This is a genomic window from Pseudoalteromonas sp. GCY, assembly GCF_016695175.1.
Lineage (GTDB): Bacteria > Pseudomonadota > Gammaproteobacteria > Enterobacterales > Alteromonadaceae > Pseudoalteromonas.
Map to the genome: position 1 here is coordinate 1 of NZ_CP068023.1, position 19629 is coordinate 19629.

The window sequence follows — 19629 nt, forward strand, 5'->3', positions numbered from 1 at the left end:
GTGTATCTGTCGGTTTGGCAAAGTTGTTTATATGTTTTGCAAGATGAATTGCCATCTCAGCAATTTAGCATGTGGGTAAGACCACTACAGGCAGAAAGTACTGATGATACGCTAACTATCTATGCGCCAAATCGTTTTGTATTAGATTGGGTACGAGAAAAGTATCTCCACCGCATCAATGAACTGCTAATTGAGATCTGTGGTGATGAAGCGCCAGAGTTGCATTTTGATGTGGGCAGCAAACCTGTATTAGCAACTCAACCGAGTGTATCTAACGGAAAAGCCACAAGTGTAGGCCATGCAGCCGATAACACGTCGATGTTGCAAGGCACGCAGCCAAAGATGGCGGAAAAGGTCGAGCCTGCTCCTAAATCTTCGCACAAGGCTAATATTAAAGAGAATTATACCTTTGATAACTTTGTAGAAGGTAAATCTAACCAGTTGGCAAAAGCCGCTGCAACGCAAGTTGCAGATAATCCAGGCTCTGCATTTAACCCGGTATTTATTTATGGTGGAACTGGTTTAGGTAAGACACACCTATTACACGCCGTGGGCAATGGTATTCTTGAACAAAAACCGGATGCAAAAATCGTTTATATGCATTCAGAGCGTTTTGTGCAGGACATGGTTAAAGCCCTACAAAATAATGCCATTGAAGAATTCAAGCGTTACTACCGTAGCGTTGATGCATTGATGATTGATGATATCCAATTCTTTGCAAACAAAGAGCGTTCGCAAGAAGAATTCTTCCATACTTTTAATGCGCTGCTTGAAGGCAATCAACAGATTATTTTAACTTCTGACCGTTACCCTAAAGAAATAGAAGGGGTTGAGGACCGACTGAAGTCGCGTTTTGGTTGGGGGTTAACTATTGCTATTGAGCCACCAGAATTAGAGACTCGCGTTGCTATCTTAATGAAGAAAGCGCAGCAAAGTAATATTAATTTGCCACACGAAGTTGCCTTTTTTATTGCTAAGAAATTACGCTCTAATGTGCGAGAGTTAGAAGGTGCGTTAAATCGCGTAATTGCTAATGCCAATTTCACTGGTCGTCCAATTTCTATCGATTTTGTTAAAGAAGCGCTACGCGACTTATTAGCGTTACAAGACAAACTCGTTACCATCGATAATATCCAGCGCACCGTGGCGGAATATTATCGAATTCGTGTTTCTGACTTATTGTCAAAACGTCGTAGCCGTTCAGTTGCAAGGCCAAGACAAGTTGCCATGGCATTGTCTAAAGAGCTTACAAACCATAGCTTACCAGAAATTGGTGATGCATTTGGTGGCCGCGACCATACCACCGTGTTACACGCGTGTAGAAAAGTAAAAGCACTTCGTGATGAAAGTCATGAGGTAAAAGAAGATTATCAAAACTTAATTAGAACGCTGTCTTCTTAAGGGTTAAATGATGCAAATAACGATTCCAAGAGAACTATTTTTAAAGCCACTGGTACAGGTGTCGGGTGCCATTGAGCGCAAACATACACTGCCTATTTTGTCTAATGTATTGCTAGAAGTGAAAAATGGTGCACTACATATGACAGGTACAGATTTAGAGATAGAGCTTGTTGCATCTGTTGCCCTTGAAACAAATGTGCCAGACGCCAAGATCACTTTACCGGCGAAAAAGCTCCTAGATATTTGTAAGAGCTTGCCTGATAACTCGGATTTAGTGCTGAGTAGCCAAGAGCATCAATTGCTACTGACTAGCGGTCAAAGTCGCTTTTCATTGACAACCTTAGCCGCTGAAGACTTCCCTAATCTTGAAGAGTGGGACGGTGAGGTTGAGTTTGCCATAACGCGTTTAGAGCTTAGAAAATTGCTAGAAGCAACGCATTTCTCTATGGCTAACCAAGACGTACGTTACTATTTAAATGGTATGTCGTTCGAAGTAGATAATAGTGAAATTAAAACGGTAGCTACTGACGGTCACCGTTTGGCAATTGCGCAGCAAAAATTACCTGAGTCATTGCAAACACAACGTCAATTGATCATTCCTCGTAAGGGCGTGCAAGAGATCATGCGCTTACTGCCTGCGGATGATGAAACTATCACCATTCAATTTGGCGCTAATCATGTGCGCATCATCGACAGCGAATTTACTTTCACGAGTAAGCTAGTGGATGGCCGATTCCCTGATTATCGTCGCGTATTACCTCGTGGTGGGGACAAGTTGGTTACCGCAAATCGCGATTGGCTACGTAGTGCATTTCAGCGTGTATCTATTCTTTCTAACGAGAAGTTTCGTGGCGTGCGATTGAATCTGAGTAATGGACAATTAAAAATTAGTGCCAATAACCCAGAGCAGGAGCAAGCTGAAGAAATTGTTGAGGTAGGTTACCAAGGTGATGATCTTGAAGTTGGTTTTAACGTTTCTTACTTATTAGACGTGTTAAATACAATAAAGTCTGAAGATGTGCAATTTACGCTTTCTGATGCGAACAGCAGTGCGCTTATTGAAGCCGCTGGTGACGAACATGCAATGTATGTAGTTATGCCGATGCGTTTATAGAGTTATGAGTTTAACTCACCTTAGCCTCAATGCGTTTCGAAACATTGAGGCGATGGCGCTTTCACCTAGCAATGCCGTTAATGTCATTCTCGGTGAAAATGGTAGCGGTAAAACCAGTCTGCTCGAAGCCATTTACTTTCTCTCCAGTGGTAAATCTTTCCGTACCAACCTGCAAAAATTAATGATCAAGCATGAGGCTTCTCATTGCGTTGTTCATGCTAAAAAACAACTACATAACTTGTCTATACCGCTTGGCATTAGTAAATATACCAGTGGTGAAACTAAGCTTCGAATTCAGGGGCAGGCAAGCCGGAAAGTGGCAGAATTAGCACAGGTTTTACCTGTTCAAGTTATTACACCAGAAAGTTATGAACTGTTTTTTGGTGGTCCAAAAGAGCGTCGTAAGTTTCTTGATTTAGGTGTGTTCCACGTGGAACATCAGTTTTATTCCACATGGAAAATGTTCAATCAGGTGCTCAAGCAACGTAACGCTTTATTGAAATCTAAACCGAGAGATCTCCAATCCCAGCTAAGTTATTGGGATAAGGAGTTTGTGCGCCTTGCTGAGCAAATAAATATGTTTAGAGAGGCTTATATAGGTAGGTTTCAGACGCATTTTTTTGATAAGATAGGGGATATAAGCCCTATCTTTAAAGGCCTTGAAATTCGCTTTCAAGCGGGCTGGAAGGGGGAACTAGCTGAGGTATTAACAAATCAGTTAGAGCGAGATGTAAAACTTGGCTATACAAGTAAAGGGCCGCATAAGGCTGACTTTAACTTTTATACTCAAGGAAACAGCGTAGAACATATTTTTTCTCGTGGTCAACTCAAGTTATTACTGTATGCACTTAAAGTAATGCAAAACAGTTTGATTGACCAAGAGAGTAATAAGCAGTCAATACTGCTTATTGATGATTTACCTTCGGAGCTTAGTGAAGATACTAAGGTGGCAGTATCGCGTCTATTGGCGCAATGTCAGTCACAGCTGTTTATCACTGCTATTACTCCAGAAAGTATTGCCGCCGTTATTGAACCAATGGAACGTGAAATTAAAATGTTCCACGTGGAACATGGCAGCTTAATAACAAAATAATTGGAAGAAACCATGTCGGAAAATTACGATTCGTCGAGTATTAAAGTACTTAAAGGATTGGATGCTGTAAGAAAGCGTCCGGGAATGTATATCGGTGACACAGACGATGGTACTGGTTTACATCACATGGTGTTTGAGGTCGTTGATAACTCAATCGACGAAGCACTAGCAGGATATTGTGACGATATTTTCGTAACAATTCATACCGATGGCTCTGTATCTGTTCGAGATAATGGTCGTGGTATCCCAACTTCAATTCACGAAGAAGAAGGGGTCTCTGCGGCGGAAGTTATCATGACTGTACTACATGCCGGTGGTAAATTTGATGATAACTCATATAAAGTATCTGGCGGTTTGCACGGTGTAGGTGTTTCTGTTGTAAATGCACTTTCTGAAAAACTACAATTAACAATCCGCCGTGATGGCAAAGTGCATCAGCAAAAATACACTATGGGTGTTCCAGATGCGCCGTTAGGTGTTATCGGTGAAGCGGAATCTACTGGTACAGAATTGAGATTCTGGCCAAGTGCTGAAACGTTCTCAGATACAAATTTCCACTACGATATTCTAGCCAAGCGCCTACGTGAACTATCTTTCCTTAACTCTGGTGTGAGCATCATTTTGAATGATGAGCGCGAAGAGAATAAACAAGATCACTTCAAATACGAAGGCGGTATTCAAGCATTCGTTGCGTATCTAAATCGTAAGAAGACACCAGTTCATCAAAGTGTTTTCCACTTTTCGACGGAACGTGACGATGGCATTAGCGTAGAAGTCTCAATGCAATGGAATGATGGTTTCCAAGAAAACATCTACTGTTTTACCAATAACATTCCTCAACGCGATGGTGGTACTCACTTAGCGGGTTTCCGTGCAGCACTTACGCGTACGCTTAACACCTATATGGAAAAAGAAGGCTTTAATAAAAAGTATAAAACCAGTGCTACGGGTGACGATGCCCGTGAAGGTTTGACTGCTGTTGTTAGTGTTAAAGTTCCTGATCCTAAGTTCTCTTCACAGACAAAAGATAAGCTCGTTTCTAGTGAAGTGAAAGGGGCTGTTGAGCAAATGATGGCTGAAAAGCTAACTGAATTCTTGCTAGAAAACCCAGGCGATGCAAAAACCGTTGTAAACAAAATCGTTGATGCTGCGCGCGCGCGTGAAGCTGCACGTAAAGCACGTGAAATGACCCGTCGTAAAGGCGTTATGGATTTAGCTGGTCTACCGGGTAAACTCGCTGACTGCCAAGAACGAGATCCTGCACTTTCTGAACTATATATAGTGGAGGGTGACTCGGCGGGTGGTTCTGCTAAGCAAGGTCGTAACCGTAAGAACCAAGCAATTCTGCCGCTCAAAGGTAAAATCCTGAACGTAGAAAAAGCACGCTTTGATAAGATGCTTTCTTCTCAGGAAGTGGCAACACTAATTACTGCATTAGGTTGCGGTATTGGTCGTGATGAATATAACCCTGAAAAGCTAAGATATCACCGCATCATCATCATGACCGATGCGGACGTGGATGGTTCGCACATTCGTACGCTACTACTGACTTTCTTCTATCGTCAAATGCCAGAGATCATCGAACGCGGTTACGTCTATATTGCTCAGCCACCACTATACAAAGTGAAGAAGGGTAAGCAAGAACGTTATATTAAAGATGATAATGCGCTAACTTCATATTTAACGACATTAGCTTTAAACGAAGCATCACTATATCCGTCGGAAGGTGCAGAGCCAATTACTGGTAACAGACTAGAAAACCTAGTACATGATTATCAGAATACGATAGATATCATTGAGCGTTTAAAGCGTAAGTATCCGTCTTCAATCATGAACCGTTTGCTTTATCATCCAGAGCTAACCGAGTCAGACTTATCTGATGAAGCAAAAGTAACGGCGTGGACTGAAAACTTGGTTGCTGATCTTGTGAAGAAAGACGAAGACGCCACTATCTTCAACGCAGAAGTTGCATTTGATGAAGAGCGCCATATGTATTATCCGGTGATCAATATTCGTCAGCACGGTGTTGATAAAGCGCATACTTTGAACTTCGACTTTATTACATCTAAAGATTATGTTCGCATTGCGAACACGGGTCGTCAGATTGGTAGTTTGATCAGCGAAGGCGGTTACGTACAGCGTGGTGAGAAGACTCAAGCAATCGAATATTTTGAGGCTGGTCTTGAATGGCTTATATCAGAATCTAAGCGTGGCTTGTATACACAACGCTATAAAGGATTGGGTGAGATGAACCCTGACCAACTTTGGGAAACAACGATGGATCCAGGTGCTCGCCGTATGCTACGTGTGACTATTGAAGATGCCATTGCTGCAGACCAATTGTTTGCAACCTTGATGGGTGACCAAGTTGAACCTCGTCGAGAGTTTATCGAAACAAATGCACTGAGAGTTGTTAACTTAGACGTGTAAACTCAAACATCTAGTAAAAAGGAGGGATTTTCCCTCCTTTTTTTATGCTTTAAAGCTTAAAACCCTCCTGCGCTCGCGGTATACTGAGCATAATTTTCAATCATTGAATCTAGCGTGAGCGCCAAATTACTGTAGGCGTTTACATACGATAAGTACCAGATAAAAATAAGCCAACTATGCAAAAATACGATATCAAAACCTTCCAAGGTTTGATCCTGGCTTTACAGGATTACTGGGCGCAGCAAGGCTGTGTTGTAGCTCAACCTTTAGATATGGAAGTTGGTGCGGGTACATTCCACCCGATGACCTTCCTTAAGTCCATTGGTCCTGAGCCAATGTCGAGCGCATACGTACAACCTTGTCGCCGCCCGACAGATGGTCGCTATGGTGAAAACCCTAACCGTCTTCAGCATTATTACCAATTCCAAGTTGTATTGAAGCCATCGCCTGAGAATATTCAGGAGCTCTACCTAGGCTCTTTAGAAGCGTTGGGCATTGATACATTAACGCACGAAGTGCGCTTTGTTGAAGACAACTGGGAGTCACCAACGCTAGGTGCTTGGGGATTAGGTTGGGAAGTATGGTTGAATGGCATGGAAGTGACTCAGTTTACTTACTTCCAGCAAGTTGGCGGTATTGAATGCTCACCGGTAACGGGTGAAATTACTTATGGTTTAGAGCGCCTTGCAATGTATATACAAGGTGTAGATAGCATTTATGATCTCGTTTGGACTGATGGTCCGATGGGGCGCGTAACTTATGGTGACGTGTTCATGCAAAACGAAATCGAACAGTCGACATACAACTTTGAATATGCGGATGTAGAGGCATTATTCAAGCAGTTTGACCAATGTGAAAAAGAAAGCGAAAAACTAATCGAAGCGGGACTTCCATTGCCAGCTTATGAGCAGGTAATGAAGGCATCTCATGCATTTAACCTGTTAGACGCACGTCACGCTATCTCAGTAACTGAGCGTCAGCGCTATATATTAAGAGTTCGTGCTTTATCAAAAGCCTGTGCACAGGCTTACTATGATGCACGTGAAGCACTTGGCTTCCCGCTTTGTAAGGATAAATAATGTCGACTGAAAACTTACTCGTAGAAATTGGTACTGAAGAGCTACCACCAAAGGCGTTACGCAACCTTGCTGAGTCATTCGCAGAAAATACTAGGCAAGAGCTAGAAGCATTGGAGCTTAGCCATGAAGGTGTGAGCTGGTATGCATCACCTCGTCGCTTAGGTATTCAAGTTAAAGCATTACAAACGCAACAGGCCGACAAAGTGGTTGAAAAGCGTGGTCCAGCTATTCAGGCGGCATTTGACGCCGATGGTAACGCGACTAAAGCGGCGCTAGGTTGGGCTCGTGGTTGTGGTATTGATATTAATGATGCTGAGCGTTTAGAAACTGACAAGGGTACTTGGCTGCTACATAAAGCAAAAGTAGAAGGGCAACAGACCTTAGCCTTATTAAGCGATGTGATCAACAAAGCATTGGCTAAGTTACCTATTCCAAAGCCGATGCGCTGGGGTGCGAACAAGACGCAATTTATCCGTCCTGTGCATACTGTGGCTGCACTACTTGGTAGTCAACAAGTTGAAGGTGAAGTGCTAGGTAAAGCTATCAGCAATGAGCTGCAAGGACATCGCTTCCATCACCCTGAGCGTGTTCGTGTTGAACATGCTGATGATAGCCATGCAGTGCTAAAAGGCGCATACGTTATTGCGGATTATGAAGCACGTAAAGCGTTAATTCGTGGCCAAATTGAAGCTGAAGCTGAAAAGCTCGGCGCGCAAGTCGCGATGGATGAAGATCTTCTAGAAGAAGTTACGTCACTAGTAGAGTGGCCAGTAACTTTAGTTGCCTCGTTTGAAGAAGCCTTCTTGCAGGTGCCTGATGAAGCACTTATCTACACTATGAAAGACGACCAAAAGTACTTTCCACTGTTAGATAAGCAAGGCAACTTGATCAACAAGTTCTTGTTTGTTTCTAACATTGAAAGTAAAGATCCAAGCGTGGTGATCTCGGGTAATGAGAAGGTAGTTCGCCCACGTCTGGCTGATGCCCAGTTCTTCTTTGAAACGGATAAGAAGAAAACGCTGGAAAGTCGTCTTGAGTCACTTGATTCAGTGTTATTTCAGAAGCAGCTTGGCACACTAAAAGATAAGTCAGAGCGTATCTCGGCACTGGCTGGTTTTATTGCTGAACAGCTTGGCGCTGATAAAGCACTAGCAGAGCGTGCAGGTTTACTAAGTAAAACTGATCTTATGACTGAAATGGTCATGGAATTTACTGACGTTCAGGGCGTCATGGGTATGCATTACGCGCGCATTGATGGTGAAGCGGAAGAAGTTGCACTAGCACAAAATGAGCAATATATGCCGCGTTTTGCTGGTGATAATCTACCGTCTAACCCAATCAGTTTTGCCGTGGCGCTTGCGGATAAGTTTGATACTCTGGTTGGCATCTTTGGTATCGGCCAGACACCAAAAGGCGATAAAGACCCGTTTGCACTGCGTCGTGCTGCCATTGGCGCATTGCGTATTATGGTGGAAAAAGAACTACCATTAGACATTCAGGATATCGTTGCCAAAGCAATGACGTTATTCGGTGATAAGCTAAGCAATGCAAACGTTGCCGATGAAGTGGTTGAGTTTATGTTAGGCCGTTTCCGTGCCTGGTACCAAGATGAAGGTATCAGCGTGGATGTGATCCAAGCAGTACTTGCAAGACGTCCAACGAGCCCAGTTGATTTTGATCGCCGAGTAAAAGCGGTTAGTCACTTTAGAACGTTGGCGGAAGCCGAAGCGTTAGCCGCTGCCAATAAGCGTGTAAACAACATTTTAGCGAAGAATAACGTCGCGTCAGAAGCTGCGGTGGAGAGCTCACTCCTGCAAGAAGAAGCTGAGCAAACATTGGCTGCACAAGTTGCTGCGTTAACTGCTGAGCTTGCACCTGTTTACGCTGAAGGTGATTATCAAACTGCACTGACGCGTTTAGCAAGTTTACGTGAAGCAGTAGATAACTTCTTTGATAATGTTATGGTAATGGCGGACGATGAAGCGGTTAAAGCCAATCGTTTAGCACTACTTGGTCAGTTAAGTAAGTTATTCCTTAATACTGCAGATATTTCAGTGTTACAAAATTAATTGCTGATACAAAAGCCAGCAACTGCTGGCTTTTTGCTGATTGGTAAAAGCAAGTAAAAGGCAGTCTAGCTATGATTAAAAAACAAGGGGCAATGGCGATTGCGCTATTAGCACTTACCGCTTGTAGTAGTAACTTTCAATTACCAACGACTTCAACTTCACCGGTTGTTGCTGGTGAGTTGGATAAGACAATGTATTTACGCGGTGACTTCACTCTGTGGGATGCCGAACCTCAGTATCGCCTAGAAGAAACACAACCGGGGATCTACGCAACAAAAGCAAGATTCATGAGCCCAGGTAAAGTGTATGAATTTAAAATTGCTGATGAGCAGTGGAGTGAAGGCTACAACTGTGGCTATAAGAGTGAAGGGCAGTTAACGCTAGGGCAACCGCTGGTCGCGGATTGTAACACTGTGTATAACTACTTTAGCTTTAAGCCAAGTAAAAAAGGTTGGTACGAAATCCGCTTAGATTATCGTAATCCTCGCTCACCAAAGGTGGTGATTGTAAAATCTTAAAAAAGCGGCATCTGCCGCTTTTTTATTGTCTATGACTCATGAGTTCAAATAGTGTTAAAGAGGAGATCACTGACCTTTCTTAATCACATATTTGTAAGGCGATTCGGCCACTGCTTTGGCAACCAAAGTGTGATCCATAAATTCACAGAAGCTCGGAATGTCTCTCGTCGTTGATGGATCATCTGCGATAACTAACAACGTCTCACCTAAGTTCATCCTTCTCACCATGCCTCTAATCATCATTACCGGCTCCGGACAACGTAAGCCTACTGCATCTAAGGTATGGTCGGTATTATCAAAACTCATTGTGGGTGGCCTTGTTAGTTACGAAAGCCGCTATTTTAACCTCATGTTATAAGTAAGCTCAAGTTTGGATAACTCATGCCTGATACCAATTAGTCTTAATACTTGCTCAATTTGAAGGAGCAAATCTGACGCTAACTGCGTTAAAAATTTCTCATTTAGAACAACTAAATAGCAAAATATTTGCCTTGCCTACATGGATGTAGGTACCTCAGCGATAGCAGGACGCGGTAGCGGTGTTATCGACAAGATATTCTCGCCTCAAAATAGACCACTTAATTAAGATAATTGGTATTAGCCAACCGAGGTGAGGTAAATGCAGGTAATAAAAAAGGCAAAACAGCTGTGCCGTTTTGCCTTGGTCACCAAGTTGAAGTTGTGTGCTGGTATTGTCTTAAAGAGCCCAGTACCAGCTGGTTGGAATTAGTTATCTACGCGCTCGAATACGGTAGCGATACCTTGGCCTAAACCAATACACATAGTTGCAAGACCATACTTTGCGTCTTTCTCTTCCATTAGGTTGATAAGCGTTGTGCTAATACGTGAGCCTGAGCAACCAAGTGGGTGACCGAGTGCAATTGCACCACCGTTGAGGTTCACTTTCTCATCTACCTTGTCTAGTAGGCCTAGGTCTTTTAGCACTGGTAGTGATTGCGCTGCAAAGGCTTCATTTAGTTCTGCAACATCAATATCATCGATAGTAATGCCCGCCTGCTTCAAGGCTTTTTGTGATGCTGGAACTGGACCATAACCCATGATGGAAGGATCGCAACCTGCTACTGCCATTGACTTAATACGAGCACGAATTGGAAGACCGAGTTCTCTTGCTTTAGACTCGCTCATGACCAACATAGCTGAAGCACCGTCAGAAAGCGCTGAAGAGGTACCAGCAGTTACCGTACCCGATGCTGGGTTAAATACAGGACGTAGCTGTCCTAGACCTTCTAGGCTTGTCTCTGGGCGGATAACTTCGTCATGCTCAACAAGTACTGGCGTGCCATCGGCATCATGACCTTCCATTGGCAGGATTTCTTTTGCAAAACGCCCTTCAACGGTTGCGGCATGTGCGCGCTGGTGTGAACGTACGGCAAATTCATCTTGCTGCTCACGACTGATACCGTGCATTAGCGATAAGTACTCAGCCGTTAACCCCATCACACCAGCAGCTTGTGCTACAGATGTCGCAAGGCCTGGGTGAAAGTCATTACCATGTGTCATTGGTACGTGACCCATGTGCTCAACACCACCGATAAGGTAAGTGTCACCAGCACCTGTCATGATAGCGCGAGCTGCGTCATGCAATGCCTGCATTGACGAACCGCATAGGCGGTTTACGGTTACCGCCGGTACGGTATGAGGAATGCCAGCTAAGAGTGCAGCGTTACGACCAACGTTAAAGCCTTGCTCTAAAGTTTGCTGTACACAGCCCCAGTAAATGTCATCAATTGAGTCTGGTGCTACTTGAGGGTTACGCTCAAGTAGGCCTTTCATCAAGTGTGCGCTGAGGTCTTCGGCACGTTTATGCTTAAATACACCGCCTTTTGAACGGCCCATTGGGGTACGAATACAATCTACGATTACCGCGTTTTCCATGTTTACTTCTCCTCCACTTGATAGAACACTTTACCTTCATCTGCCCACTGTCTAGTTTGCTCAGAAACCTGATAAATTTCACCAAGATGAGCGTACTTGTCAGCCATTGCTACAAAGTTTGCGAGGCCGATTTGGTCTAGATAGCGGAATGCACCACCTCTGAATGGAGGGAAGCCGATACCGTAGATCAGTGCCATGTCTGCTTCTTGCGGTGAAGCAACAATGTTTTCTTGCAGACACAGTAACACTTCATTGATCATTGGCACCATACAACGCTCAATAATCGTTTGTTTATCAAATTCAGTTGGTGCGTCACAAATACCGCTCAGCAGCTCAAGCGCGCTGTCGTCTTTGCTTTTCTTCAGACGACCTTTGCGATCTGGTGCGTATTGGTAGAAGCCTTTTTGGTTTTTCTGACCAAAGCGTTCGGCACCCGCAAGTACTGCGACAGGATCTTTGTCTTTACGCGCCATGCGAGTAGGGAAGCCATCAGCCATTACACCAGTACAATGGTTTGCCGTATCGATACCCACTACGTCTAGTAGATACGCAGGACCCATTGGCCAGCCGAAGACATTTTCCATAACCTTATCTACTTTTGCGAAGTCAGCACCTTCTACAACAAGTTGGCTGAAGCCTGCAAAGTAAGGGAATAGAACACGGTTTACGAAGAAACCTGGGCAATCGTTAACAACGATAGGAGACTTGCCAAGCTTTAAGGCATAATCTACCACTGCGGCAACGGTTTCATCCGATGTTTGTTCGCCACGAATGATTTCTACCAATGGCATTTTTGGCACTGGGTTAAAGAAGTGCATGCCACAGAAGTTTTCTGGCTTCTCAAGTGCGGTGGCTAACTCATCAATACGAATAGTCGATGTGTTTGAAGTCAGGATCGTACCTTCTGGTAATTGCGACTCTAAACTCGCCAATACCGTTTTTTTGATTTTAGGGTTTTCAACAACGGCTTCTACGATGATGTCTGAGCCTTGTAGATCGTGATCGTTGAGCGTTGCTTTGATTTTACCTAAAGTGGCAATCATCTTGTCCATCGACATGTGGCCGCGCTGTACTTTTTTACCAAGTAGTTTTGCAGCCTCACCCATACCAAGGTCTAGGGCACCTTGTTGGATGTCTTTCATGACAATTGGCGTGCCTTTGTATGCTGATTGGTAAGCGATACCGCCACCCATAATACCAGCACCAAGTACCGCTGCTTGTTTGATCTCTGTTTTACTTTGTTTTGCTTGTTTCTTGGCAACCGTTTTGATGTATTGATCCGCCAAGAAAATACCGGTTTGCGCTGCGGCTTCTGCCGTTTTGGCAAGTTTAGCAAAGTTTTGGTTTTCGAGTGCCATCGCTTCGCTGCGGCTAAGGTTAGCTGCCGCTTTAAGCGTTTGTACCGCCATCATTGGTGCTGGGTAATGGCCTTTGGTTTTTGCCATGACTAAGCCTTCTGCCATACCAAAGCTCATGCCTTGTTCAACACGATTCATCTTCAGTGGTTCGAGCTTGATTTGGCGTTTCGCGCGCCAATCCAATTTACCTGCAATGGCTTGCTCTAAGGTACGAATAGCAGCAGCCATGAGTTTGTCAGCAGGTACTACACCATCAACCGCACCCACTTTTAGCGCGTCATTCGCTCGGTTTTCTTGGCCTGTGGTGATCCACGTCATTGCGTTGTCAGCGCCGATTAAGCGAGGAAGTCTTACGGTACCACCAAAGCCCGGCATAATGCCAAGTTTAACTTCTGGTAGGCCAATTTTTGCGTTGTCAGTTGCAATACGGTAATCCGTGGCGAGTAACCACTCGCAACCACCGCCAAGTGCGAGGCCATTTACTGCCGATAGTGTAGGGAAAGGTAAATCTTCTATTGCGTCGAAGACATCGGTTGCGGTTTTAATCCAACCAACAAGTTCTTCTTCTGGGCGTTGGAAAGTAGGAAGGAATTCAAAAATATCAGCGCCAACAATAAAGTGGTCTTTGTCGCTGGTAAAAATTAAGCCGTCGATATCGTCGCGCTGGCTCAATTCGATAAGCGCTTCGTGGCTTTCCTTAAGTACTTGCTGAGATAGTTTGTTTACTGAGCCTGGTAGGCAAAACTTAAACTCAGCGATATTGCCTTTGCAAAAATCAACTACAAAGGACTCGCGTTTGATTAACATACATGTTCTCCCGTGCTTTACACTGGTACGATGAGTTGTAATTTAAATCAGTGTGGATCCTTTGGCGGCAAATTGCAATGAAAAATTTACCGCACATTTACTGAAATACCTGAGTCGGTTTGCTATGGTGGCTTAACGCACCTCGCATTTAGTGTCATTTATGAGCACGCTCGCAAGTGACAAGCCGAGTTTTGGTCTTCAGCGCCATCTTTAGATAAGCATAATTTGGCTGTATTTCAATTTAGGTGTGTATTCTTTTGGCAGATAAAAAAGGGTTTGCATGACATATTGGTTACCCCGCTTAGCTGCAGGCAGCTTATGTATGGTGAGCTGGCTCTGTGCAGCCGATAGCACTCACGACGAATTTAAAGAGGCTGAGCGTATTGCTTGGTCTGGTAATTATAGTAATTTTAAAGCGGCAACAGCACAGCTCGATCACCCACTTAAGCCGTACGTTGAAAAGGCGTTTTATGAACGTCATCCTAAGCTCAAGTACCAGCAAGAAATTCAGCATTTTTTAACGGTATACGAACACACCCCATTAGAATGGCCAGTGCGCTCCGCTTGGCTCGATTATTTAAAGCGTCATAAAAAGAAAGCACGATTCATTGAGTTCTATCGTGAGACCAGCGATATTGAACTCAAGTGTACTTATTTAGCTTATCAGTTGGACTTAGGCGCACCGAAAAAAGCCATTCTTGATCAGGTAACCGATATTTGGACGGTGGGAAAGTCTCAGCCCAAAGCCTGTGATAGTCTTTTTAATCAATGGCAAAAAGCCGGGTATAGGACGCCTGAGCGAGTTTGGCAGCGTATTTCCAGTGCCGCGCAATCCGGTCAAACGTCACTGCTAGATTATCTTGAGAAGCTGCTACCAAAAAATGAGGCGTATCTTGCCGAGCTTTATAAAAAGGTTCGCCAAGATCCGAGTGCGGCTGCCGGGCTTTATCGTTTTAGTAAACGCACCGAAAAAGAAGCCGAAATTGCGGTATATGGTGTAAGGCGCCTAGTTTGGCGTGATCCTGATTTAGCGCTGCGTGCCTGGCAGAAGATGCAGGATATGTTTACCTTTACCCAGCAGCAAAAGGATAGCGTTGCTTATCGTTTTGCTCTGGCGCTTGCGTCTAAAGGCCATGAAGATGCACGGTTTTGGCTAAATAAAGTCCCTAAATCGCTGCAGGACAAAAAGCTACTCCAGTGGCTGATGAGTAACATGCTGAAAGAGCAAGATTGGGAAGGGATCTCGGCCTTGTTCGTGGGTCACGAGCAGCTTAGCAATGGTCAGCAATACTGGCTTGCATATAGCCTCGCGAAGCGTGACGAGTTGGCAAAGGCTAATGAGATTTGGCAGCAATTAGCAAAAGAGCGTGATTACTACGGTTTTTTGGCTGCTGCACGCTTAGGATTACCAGTCTCACTGAATGAAGAGCCGTTAAATGTTGACCCCAGCATTGTAGAACGAGTATCTCATGCGCCTGGTTTTAAGCGAGCAAAGGCTTTATACGAACTGGAAAGATATACTCAAGCACGTCGAGAGTGGAACTATCTCACTAACACTTCAAGCAAAGAGGAAAAGCTTGCAGCATCCATATTGGCTGCTGAATTTGATTGGTACGACAGCACTATTTTTACCCTTGCACAGATCAAAGCATGGGATTACGTTGATTTGCGTTTCCCGATGGCGTTTAAAGATCTGTTCACTAAATATAGTGAGCGTAATCGAGTCGATGTCGCATGGAGCATCGCGATTGCTCGCCGGGAAAGCTCTTTCGCACCGGATGCACGCTCAAGTGCGGATGCTCACGGTTTAATGCAGCTGCTGCCAAGCACCGCCAAATACGTCAACAACCGTAAGCGCGTGGCAAAAAACCGCCTATATCATCCGGCCACGAACATTCGTTTGGGGACCAGTTATTTAGAGTATCTGAAGCGTAAAAATGCCGGGAATGAGATTTTGGCGACAGCATCGTACAACGCGGGCTACCATAGAATTAAGCGTTGGCTGCCTTCAGAGGCCATGCCTGCTGAGCTTTGGATTGAGCTAATACCATACCGAGAAACACGTGACTACGTGAAAAATGTGATGGCATATCGACAGGTTTACCATGCCCGTCTTGGTCGTGATGGCAACATATTGGCAAGTATCTTGGATATGAAAATTGTGAAATAACCGCACATGGCTGGTGCTTAGACTCAGTTCGTCGTTTTTAGGTAGCAGCTATGATAGACTCGATAGTATGTGAATTTTTGAAAATGGGTACACCATGGATAAGTTAGCAAATTTATACGCAGAGCATATTGCCACGTTGCAACAGCGTACAAGAACGATAGTAGATAGAGAAGGACTGGATGGGCTTGTGATCCATTCGGGGCAAGCAAAGCGTCAATTCCTTGATGATATGTACTATCCGTTTAAAGTTAACCCGCAATTTAAAGCTTGGTTGCCTGTTATCGATAATCCGCATTGCTGGATTGTGGTCAATGGCAGTGACAAGCCGAAACTCATTTTTTATCGTCCGGTTGATTTTTGGCATAAAGTGCCAGATGAGCCGAGAGATTTTTGGGCAGAGTATTTTGATATTCAACTGCTAGTTAAGCCAGATCAGGTTGAACAGCTACTGCCATACGACAAAGCAAACTATGCCTATATCGGTGAATATTTAGAGGTTGCACAAGCGCTTGGCTTTACTCAAGTGAATCCAGAGCCGGTGATGAACTTCTTGCATTATCATCGTGCATATAAAACTCAGTATGAAATGGCATGTTTACGTGAAGCAAGCCGCCTTGGTGTGCTTGGCCACATGGCGGCGCGCGATGCCTTCTTTGCTGGTGGCTCCGAGTTTGAAATTCAACAAGCTTATCTAAGTGCAACTCAGCATATGGAAAACGATACACCATATGGCAATATTGTCGCCTTGAATGAAAATTGTGCGATTTTGCACTACACCCATTTTGAGCGTAAAGCGCCGAGTAGGCACTTGTCATTTTTGATTGATGCCGGTGCAAACTTTAACGGTTATGCGTCAGATATTACCCGTACTTATGATTTTGCTAAGCAAGGTGAGTTTGCCGAGTTGGTGAAAGTCATGAACGCTCACCAAATTGAGTTGGGCAAAGCATTGCAACCGGGCAAACTATACGGTGAGCTGCATATCGATTGTCACAATCGCGTGGCGCAAGTGCTGAGTGACTTTGGTATTGTTAAGCTTGATGCTCAGGCCATCGTCGAGAAGGGAATTTCTTCCACTTTCTTCCCTCATGGTCTCGGTCACCATATTGGTCTACAAGTACACGATATGGGCGGATTCATGGCTGATGAAGCCGGTACGCACCAAGCACCACCTGAAGGCCACCCGTTCTTGCGTTGTACTCGTAAGATAGAGGCTAATCAGGTGTTCACTATTGAGCCTGGGTTATACTTCATCGATTCATTGTTGGAAGACTTGGCGCAAACAGATAACAAACAGTATATCAATTGGGATAAGATTGATGCACTGAAGCCTTACGGTGGTATCCGTATTGAAGATAACATCATTGTGCATGAAGATAGACTAGAAAATATGACGCGAGTTCTCGGTCTCGAGTAAGCTGACTTCTAGCACTAAATGCAAGTATTTGGGGGCCGATTGGCTCCCTTTTAGTTTGGAACATTATGTCTGAATATTTCATTCCGAGTGGACCACTGAGTCATCATGAGGAAATTAAGAAAAGCACGTTTATCGTGCATTTGGCCCACACGCCAACCATCGAAGATGCTAAAGCGTTTATTAAACAGATTAATGACGCGTATCCCGATGCAAGACACAATTGTTGGGCCCATATTGCCGGCCCCCCAGGTGGCAGCCATGTATTAGGGTTTTCTGATGATGGCGAGCCAAACGGGACGGCTGGTAAGCCAATGCTCAATGTTCTGATGGGATCAGGGATTGGTGAGATCACTGCGGTGACGACGCGTTATTTCGGCGGTATTAAGCTCGGCACTGGGGGATTGGTTAGAGCCTATGGTGGCACGCTTAATAACGCTTTAGCACAGCTAAGCACGACTAAAAAGGTACCGGCTTCTATTATTGTTGGCCACAGTGATTACCATCTTCAAGGTGTGATAGAGCAGCTATTACAAAGTCAGTTTACAGTGCTAAATTTAGATAAAGAATACGCTGCTAATATTACCTGGCAAATAGCAGTAGATAGTCGTGAAACACAACAAATCATTGATGCTATTTATGAATTAACCAATGGTGTTGTATTATTTAAGCAACTCAAGGAGTAGGCTCTACTTCTTTACATTCACTAATTAACCTCTGGTTAAATAACAAAAAGCGCAGCGTACAAAATGCAATTTCGTACCATAATAAAAATACTCGGGCAGTTAGTCGCTCTATTTAGTATCACTATGGTGCCACCAGCCATTGTATCTTTGATATACAAAGATGGTGGTGGTGTACCTTTTGTTTTAGCTTTCATTTTTAGTGTGCTAATGGGCCTGTTTGCGTACTACCCAAACCGCAAGGAAAACGGCGATCTTAAAGCCAGAGAGGGCTTCTTAATCGTTGTCTTATTCTGGCTGGTACTGGGGTCGTTTGCATCATTACCGCTCATTTTCTTAGATAAACCGAATCTATCCCTCGCAGATGCCGTTTTTGAAGCTTTTTCTGGGCTGACAACTACTGGAGCAACGGTATTGACGGGCATAGAACATTTACCTAAAGCGGTATTATTCTATCGCCAACAGCTACAGTGGCTAGGTGGTATGGGGATCATTGTATTGGCCGTAGCAGTTCTCCCTATGCTTGGTGTTGGTGGCATGCAGTTATATCGCGCAGAAACGCCAGGTCCAGTTAAAGACTCAAAGATGACACCGCGCATTGCAGATACGGCCAAGCACCTATGGTATATCTACGTGTCTCTAACAGCCGCATGTACGGTGGCATACTGGGTAGCAGGAATGAATTGGTTTGATGCTATCTGTCATGCGTTTGCTACGATAGCCATCGGTGGCTTCTCAACCTATGATGCTTCTATGGGTTACTTCGATAACCCATTTATCAACGTTATTTGCGTCGTCTTCTTGTTGATTGCTGCCATTAACTTCTCGCTACATTATGCTGCTGTATCGAGTCGCAATATTAAAGCCTATTTGCGAGATCCTGAGTTTAAAGTCTTTCTGTTTATCCAATTAGCGTTGGTGGTGATTTGTTTTGCGGTATTGTCGTCAAACAATGTCTATGAAACGGGTGATGAGACCTTAGATCAAGCGATGTTTCAGGCTGTGTCAATTAGTACCACCGCAGGTTTTGCGACCGATAGTTTCTCAACCTGGCCGCTGTTTTTACCTATTCTCTTGATTTTCTCTAGCTTCATTGGTGGCTGTGCAGGCTCTACGGGTGGCGGGATGAAGGTTGTGCGTGTCTTCTTACTCTATTTGCAGGGGATCCGTGAGCTTAATCGTTTAGTGCATCCACGCGCTATTTACTCGATAAAATTGGGTCGAAAGGCATTGCCTGATAAAGTGGTTGAAGCGGTGTGGGGGTTTTTTTCGGCTTATGCACTGGTGTTTGTGATTATTATGATTGCATTGCTGGGGACGGGACTCGATAACATTACTGCATTTTCAGCAACTGCGGCTTGCCTAAATAACCTGGGCCCAGGATTGGGAAGCGTTGCAGCACACTACGGCGATATTAGCGATGCCGCAAAGTGGATCCTTACGCTTGCTATGGTTTTTGGTCGTTTGGAAATTTTCACACTGTTAGTGCTGTTCACTCCTACCTTCTGGCGTGGTTAACCACGCCCAATTGAGTTGGCTTTCATTGCTGAAAGCCCGCTCGCAAAATGCTCTTGTCTTCGTGTGACGAACTGTCATC

At 44.3% G+C, this 19629-nt stretch carries 14 protein-coding genes; 11 read left to right on the forward strand and 3 right to left on the reverse strand.

What is annotated here, in order from left to right; translation table 11 throughout:
• The 7 genes from dnaA (at position 1) to JJQ94_RS05310 (ending at position 9704) form a co-directional block, all read left to right on the forward strand.
• Positions 1 to 1401 carry a chromosomal replication initiator protein DnaA gene (gene dnaA, locus JJQ94_RS05280; protein WP_099030049.1) on the forward strand — a complete coding sequence of 467 codons (1401 nt, stop codon included), beginning with the start codon at positions 1 to 3 and terminating at the stop codon, positions 1399 to 1401.
• A 10-nt stretch (positions 1402 to 1411) separates the two neighbouring features.
• Complete coding sequence (gene dnaN / locus JJQ94_RS05285) at positions 1412 to 2515, forward strand: DNA polymerase III subunit beta (RefSeq protein WP_099030050.1); 1104 nt, start codon at positions 1412 to 1414, stop codon at positions 2513 to 2515.
• Positions 2516 to 2519: 4 nt separating this feature from the next.
• Positions 2520 to 3608: a DNA replication/repair protein RecF gene (gene recF / locus JJQ94_RS05290; RefSeq protein WP_010604162.1), complete on the forward strand. Its 1089-nt coding sequence runs from the start codon at positions 2520 to 2522 to the stop codon at positions 3606 to 3608.
• A gap of 12 nt (positions 3609 to 3620) precedes the next feature.
• The gene (gene gyrB / locus JJQ94_RS05295; RefSeq protein WP_010376837.1) at positions 3621 to 6038 is read left to right on the forward strand and encodes a DNA topoisomerase (ATP-hydrolyzing) subunit B; all 2418 of its coding nucleotides are present in this window, start codon (positions 3621 to 3623) and stop codon (positions 6036 to 6038) included.
• A gap of 176 nt (positions 6039 to 6214) precedes the next feature.
• Positions 6215 to 7117 (forward strand): glycine--tRNA ligase subunit alpha, encoded by a 903-nt coding sequence (gene glyQ, locus JJQ94_RS05300; protein WP_010376835.1) that lies wholly within the window; start codon positions 6215 to 6217, stop codon positions 7115 to 7117.
• Positions 7117 to 9186, forward strand: a complete 2070-nt coding sequence (glyS, locus tag JJQ94_RS05305) for a glycine--tRNA ligase subunit beta (protein WP_099030051.1) — start codon at positions 7117 to 7119, stop codon at positions 9184 to 9186. Before glyQ ends, glyS begins: the two co-directional genes overlap by 1 nt.
• A gap of 71 nt (positions 9187 to 9257) precedes the next feature.
• Complete coding sequence (locus JJQ94_RS05310; protein ID WP_010376831.1) at positions 9258 to 9704, forward strand: hypothetical protein; 447 nt, start codon at positions 9258 to 9260, stop codon at positions 9702 to 9704.
• Positions 9705 to 9770: 66 nt separating this feature from the next.
• Here the strand turns inward: JJQ94_RS05310 and tusA are convergent, their stop codons facing one another.
• The 3 genes from tusA to fadB all read right to left on the reverse strand — a co-directional run bounded on the left by tusA (position 9771) and on the right by fadB (position 13765).
• Complete coding sequence (gene tusA, locus JJQ94_RS05315; protein ID WP_010376829.1) at positions 9771 to 10010, reverse strand: sulfurtransferase TusA; 240 nt, start codon at positions 10008 to 10010, stop codon at positions 9771 to 9773.
• Between the two features lie 420 nt (positions 10011 to 10430).
• Complete coding sequence (gene fadA, locus JJQ94_RS05320) at positions 10431 to 11600, reverse strand: acetyl-CoA C-acyltransferase FadA (RefSeq protein ID WP_099030052.1); 1170 nt, start codon at positions 11598 to 11600, stop codon at positions 10431 to 10433.
• Between the two features lie 2 nt (positions 11601 to 11602).
• The gene (gene fadB, locus JJQ94_RS05325) at positions 11603 to 13765 is read right to left on the reverse strand and encodes a fatty acid oxidation complex subunit alpha FadB (RefSeq protein ID WP_099030053.1); all 2163 of its coding nucleotides are present in this window, start codon (positions 13763 to 13765) and stop codon (positions 11603 to 11605) included.
• A gap of 280 nt (positions 13766 to 14045) precedes the next feature.
• On the opposite strand from fadB, the gene JJQ94_RS05330 reads away from it, so the two are divergent.
• From JJQ94_RS05330 to JJQ94_RS05345, 4 genes are all read left to right on the forward strand, one after another.
• The gene (locus JJQ94_RS05330) at positions 14046 to 15935 is read left to right on the forward strand and encodes a transglycosylase SLT domain-containing protein (RefSeq protein WP_099030054.1); all 1890 of its coding nucleotides are present in this window, start codon (positions 14046 to 14048) and stop codon (positions 15933 to 15935) included.
• A gap of 94 nt (positions 15936 to 16029) precedes the next feature.
• A complete protein-coding gene (gene pepQ, locus JJQ94_RS05335; protein ID WP_099030055.1) occupies positions 16030 to 17352 on the forward strand; it encodes a Xaa-Pro dipeptidase in 1323 nt (440 codons plus the stop codon).
• A gap of 65 nt (positions 17353 to 17417) precedes the next feature.
• Complete coding sequence (locus JJQ94_RS05340; RefSeq protein ID WP_099030056.1) at positions 17418 to 18035, forward strand: YigZ family protein; 618 nt, start codon at positions 17418 to 17420, stop codon at positions 18033 to 18035.
• 63 nt (positions 18036 to 18098) lie between these two features.
• Positions 18099 to 19550: a TrkH family potassium uptake protein gene (locus JJQ94_RS05345; protein ID WP_099030057.1), complete on the forward strand. Its 1452-nt coding sequence runs from the start codon at positions 18099 to 18101 to the stop codon at positions 19548 to 19550.
• Positions 19551 to 19629: the final 79 nt, after the last annotated feature.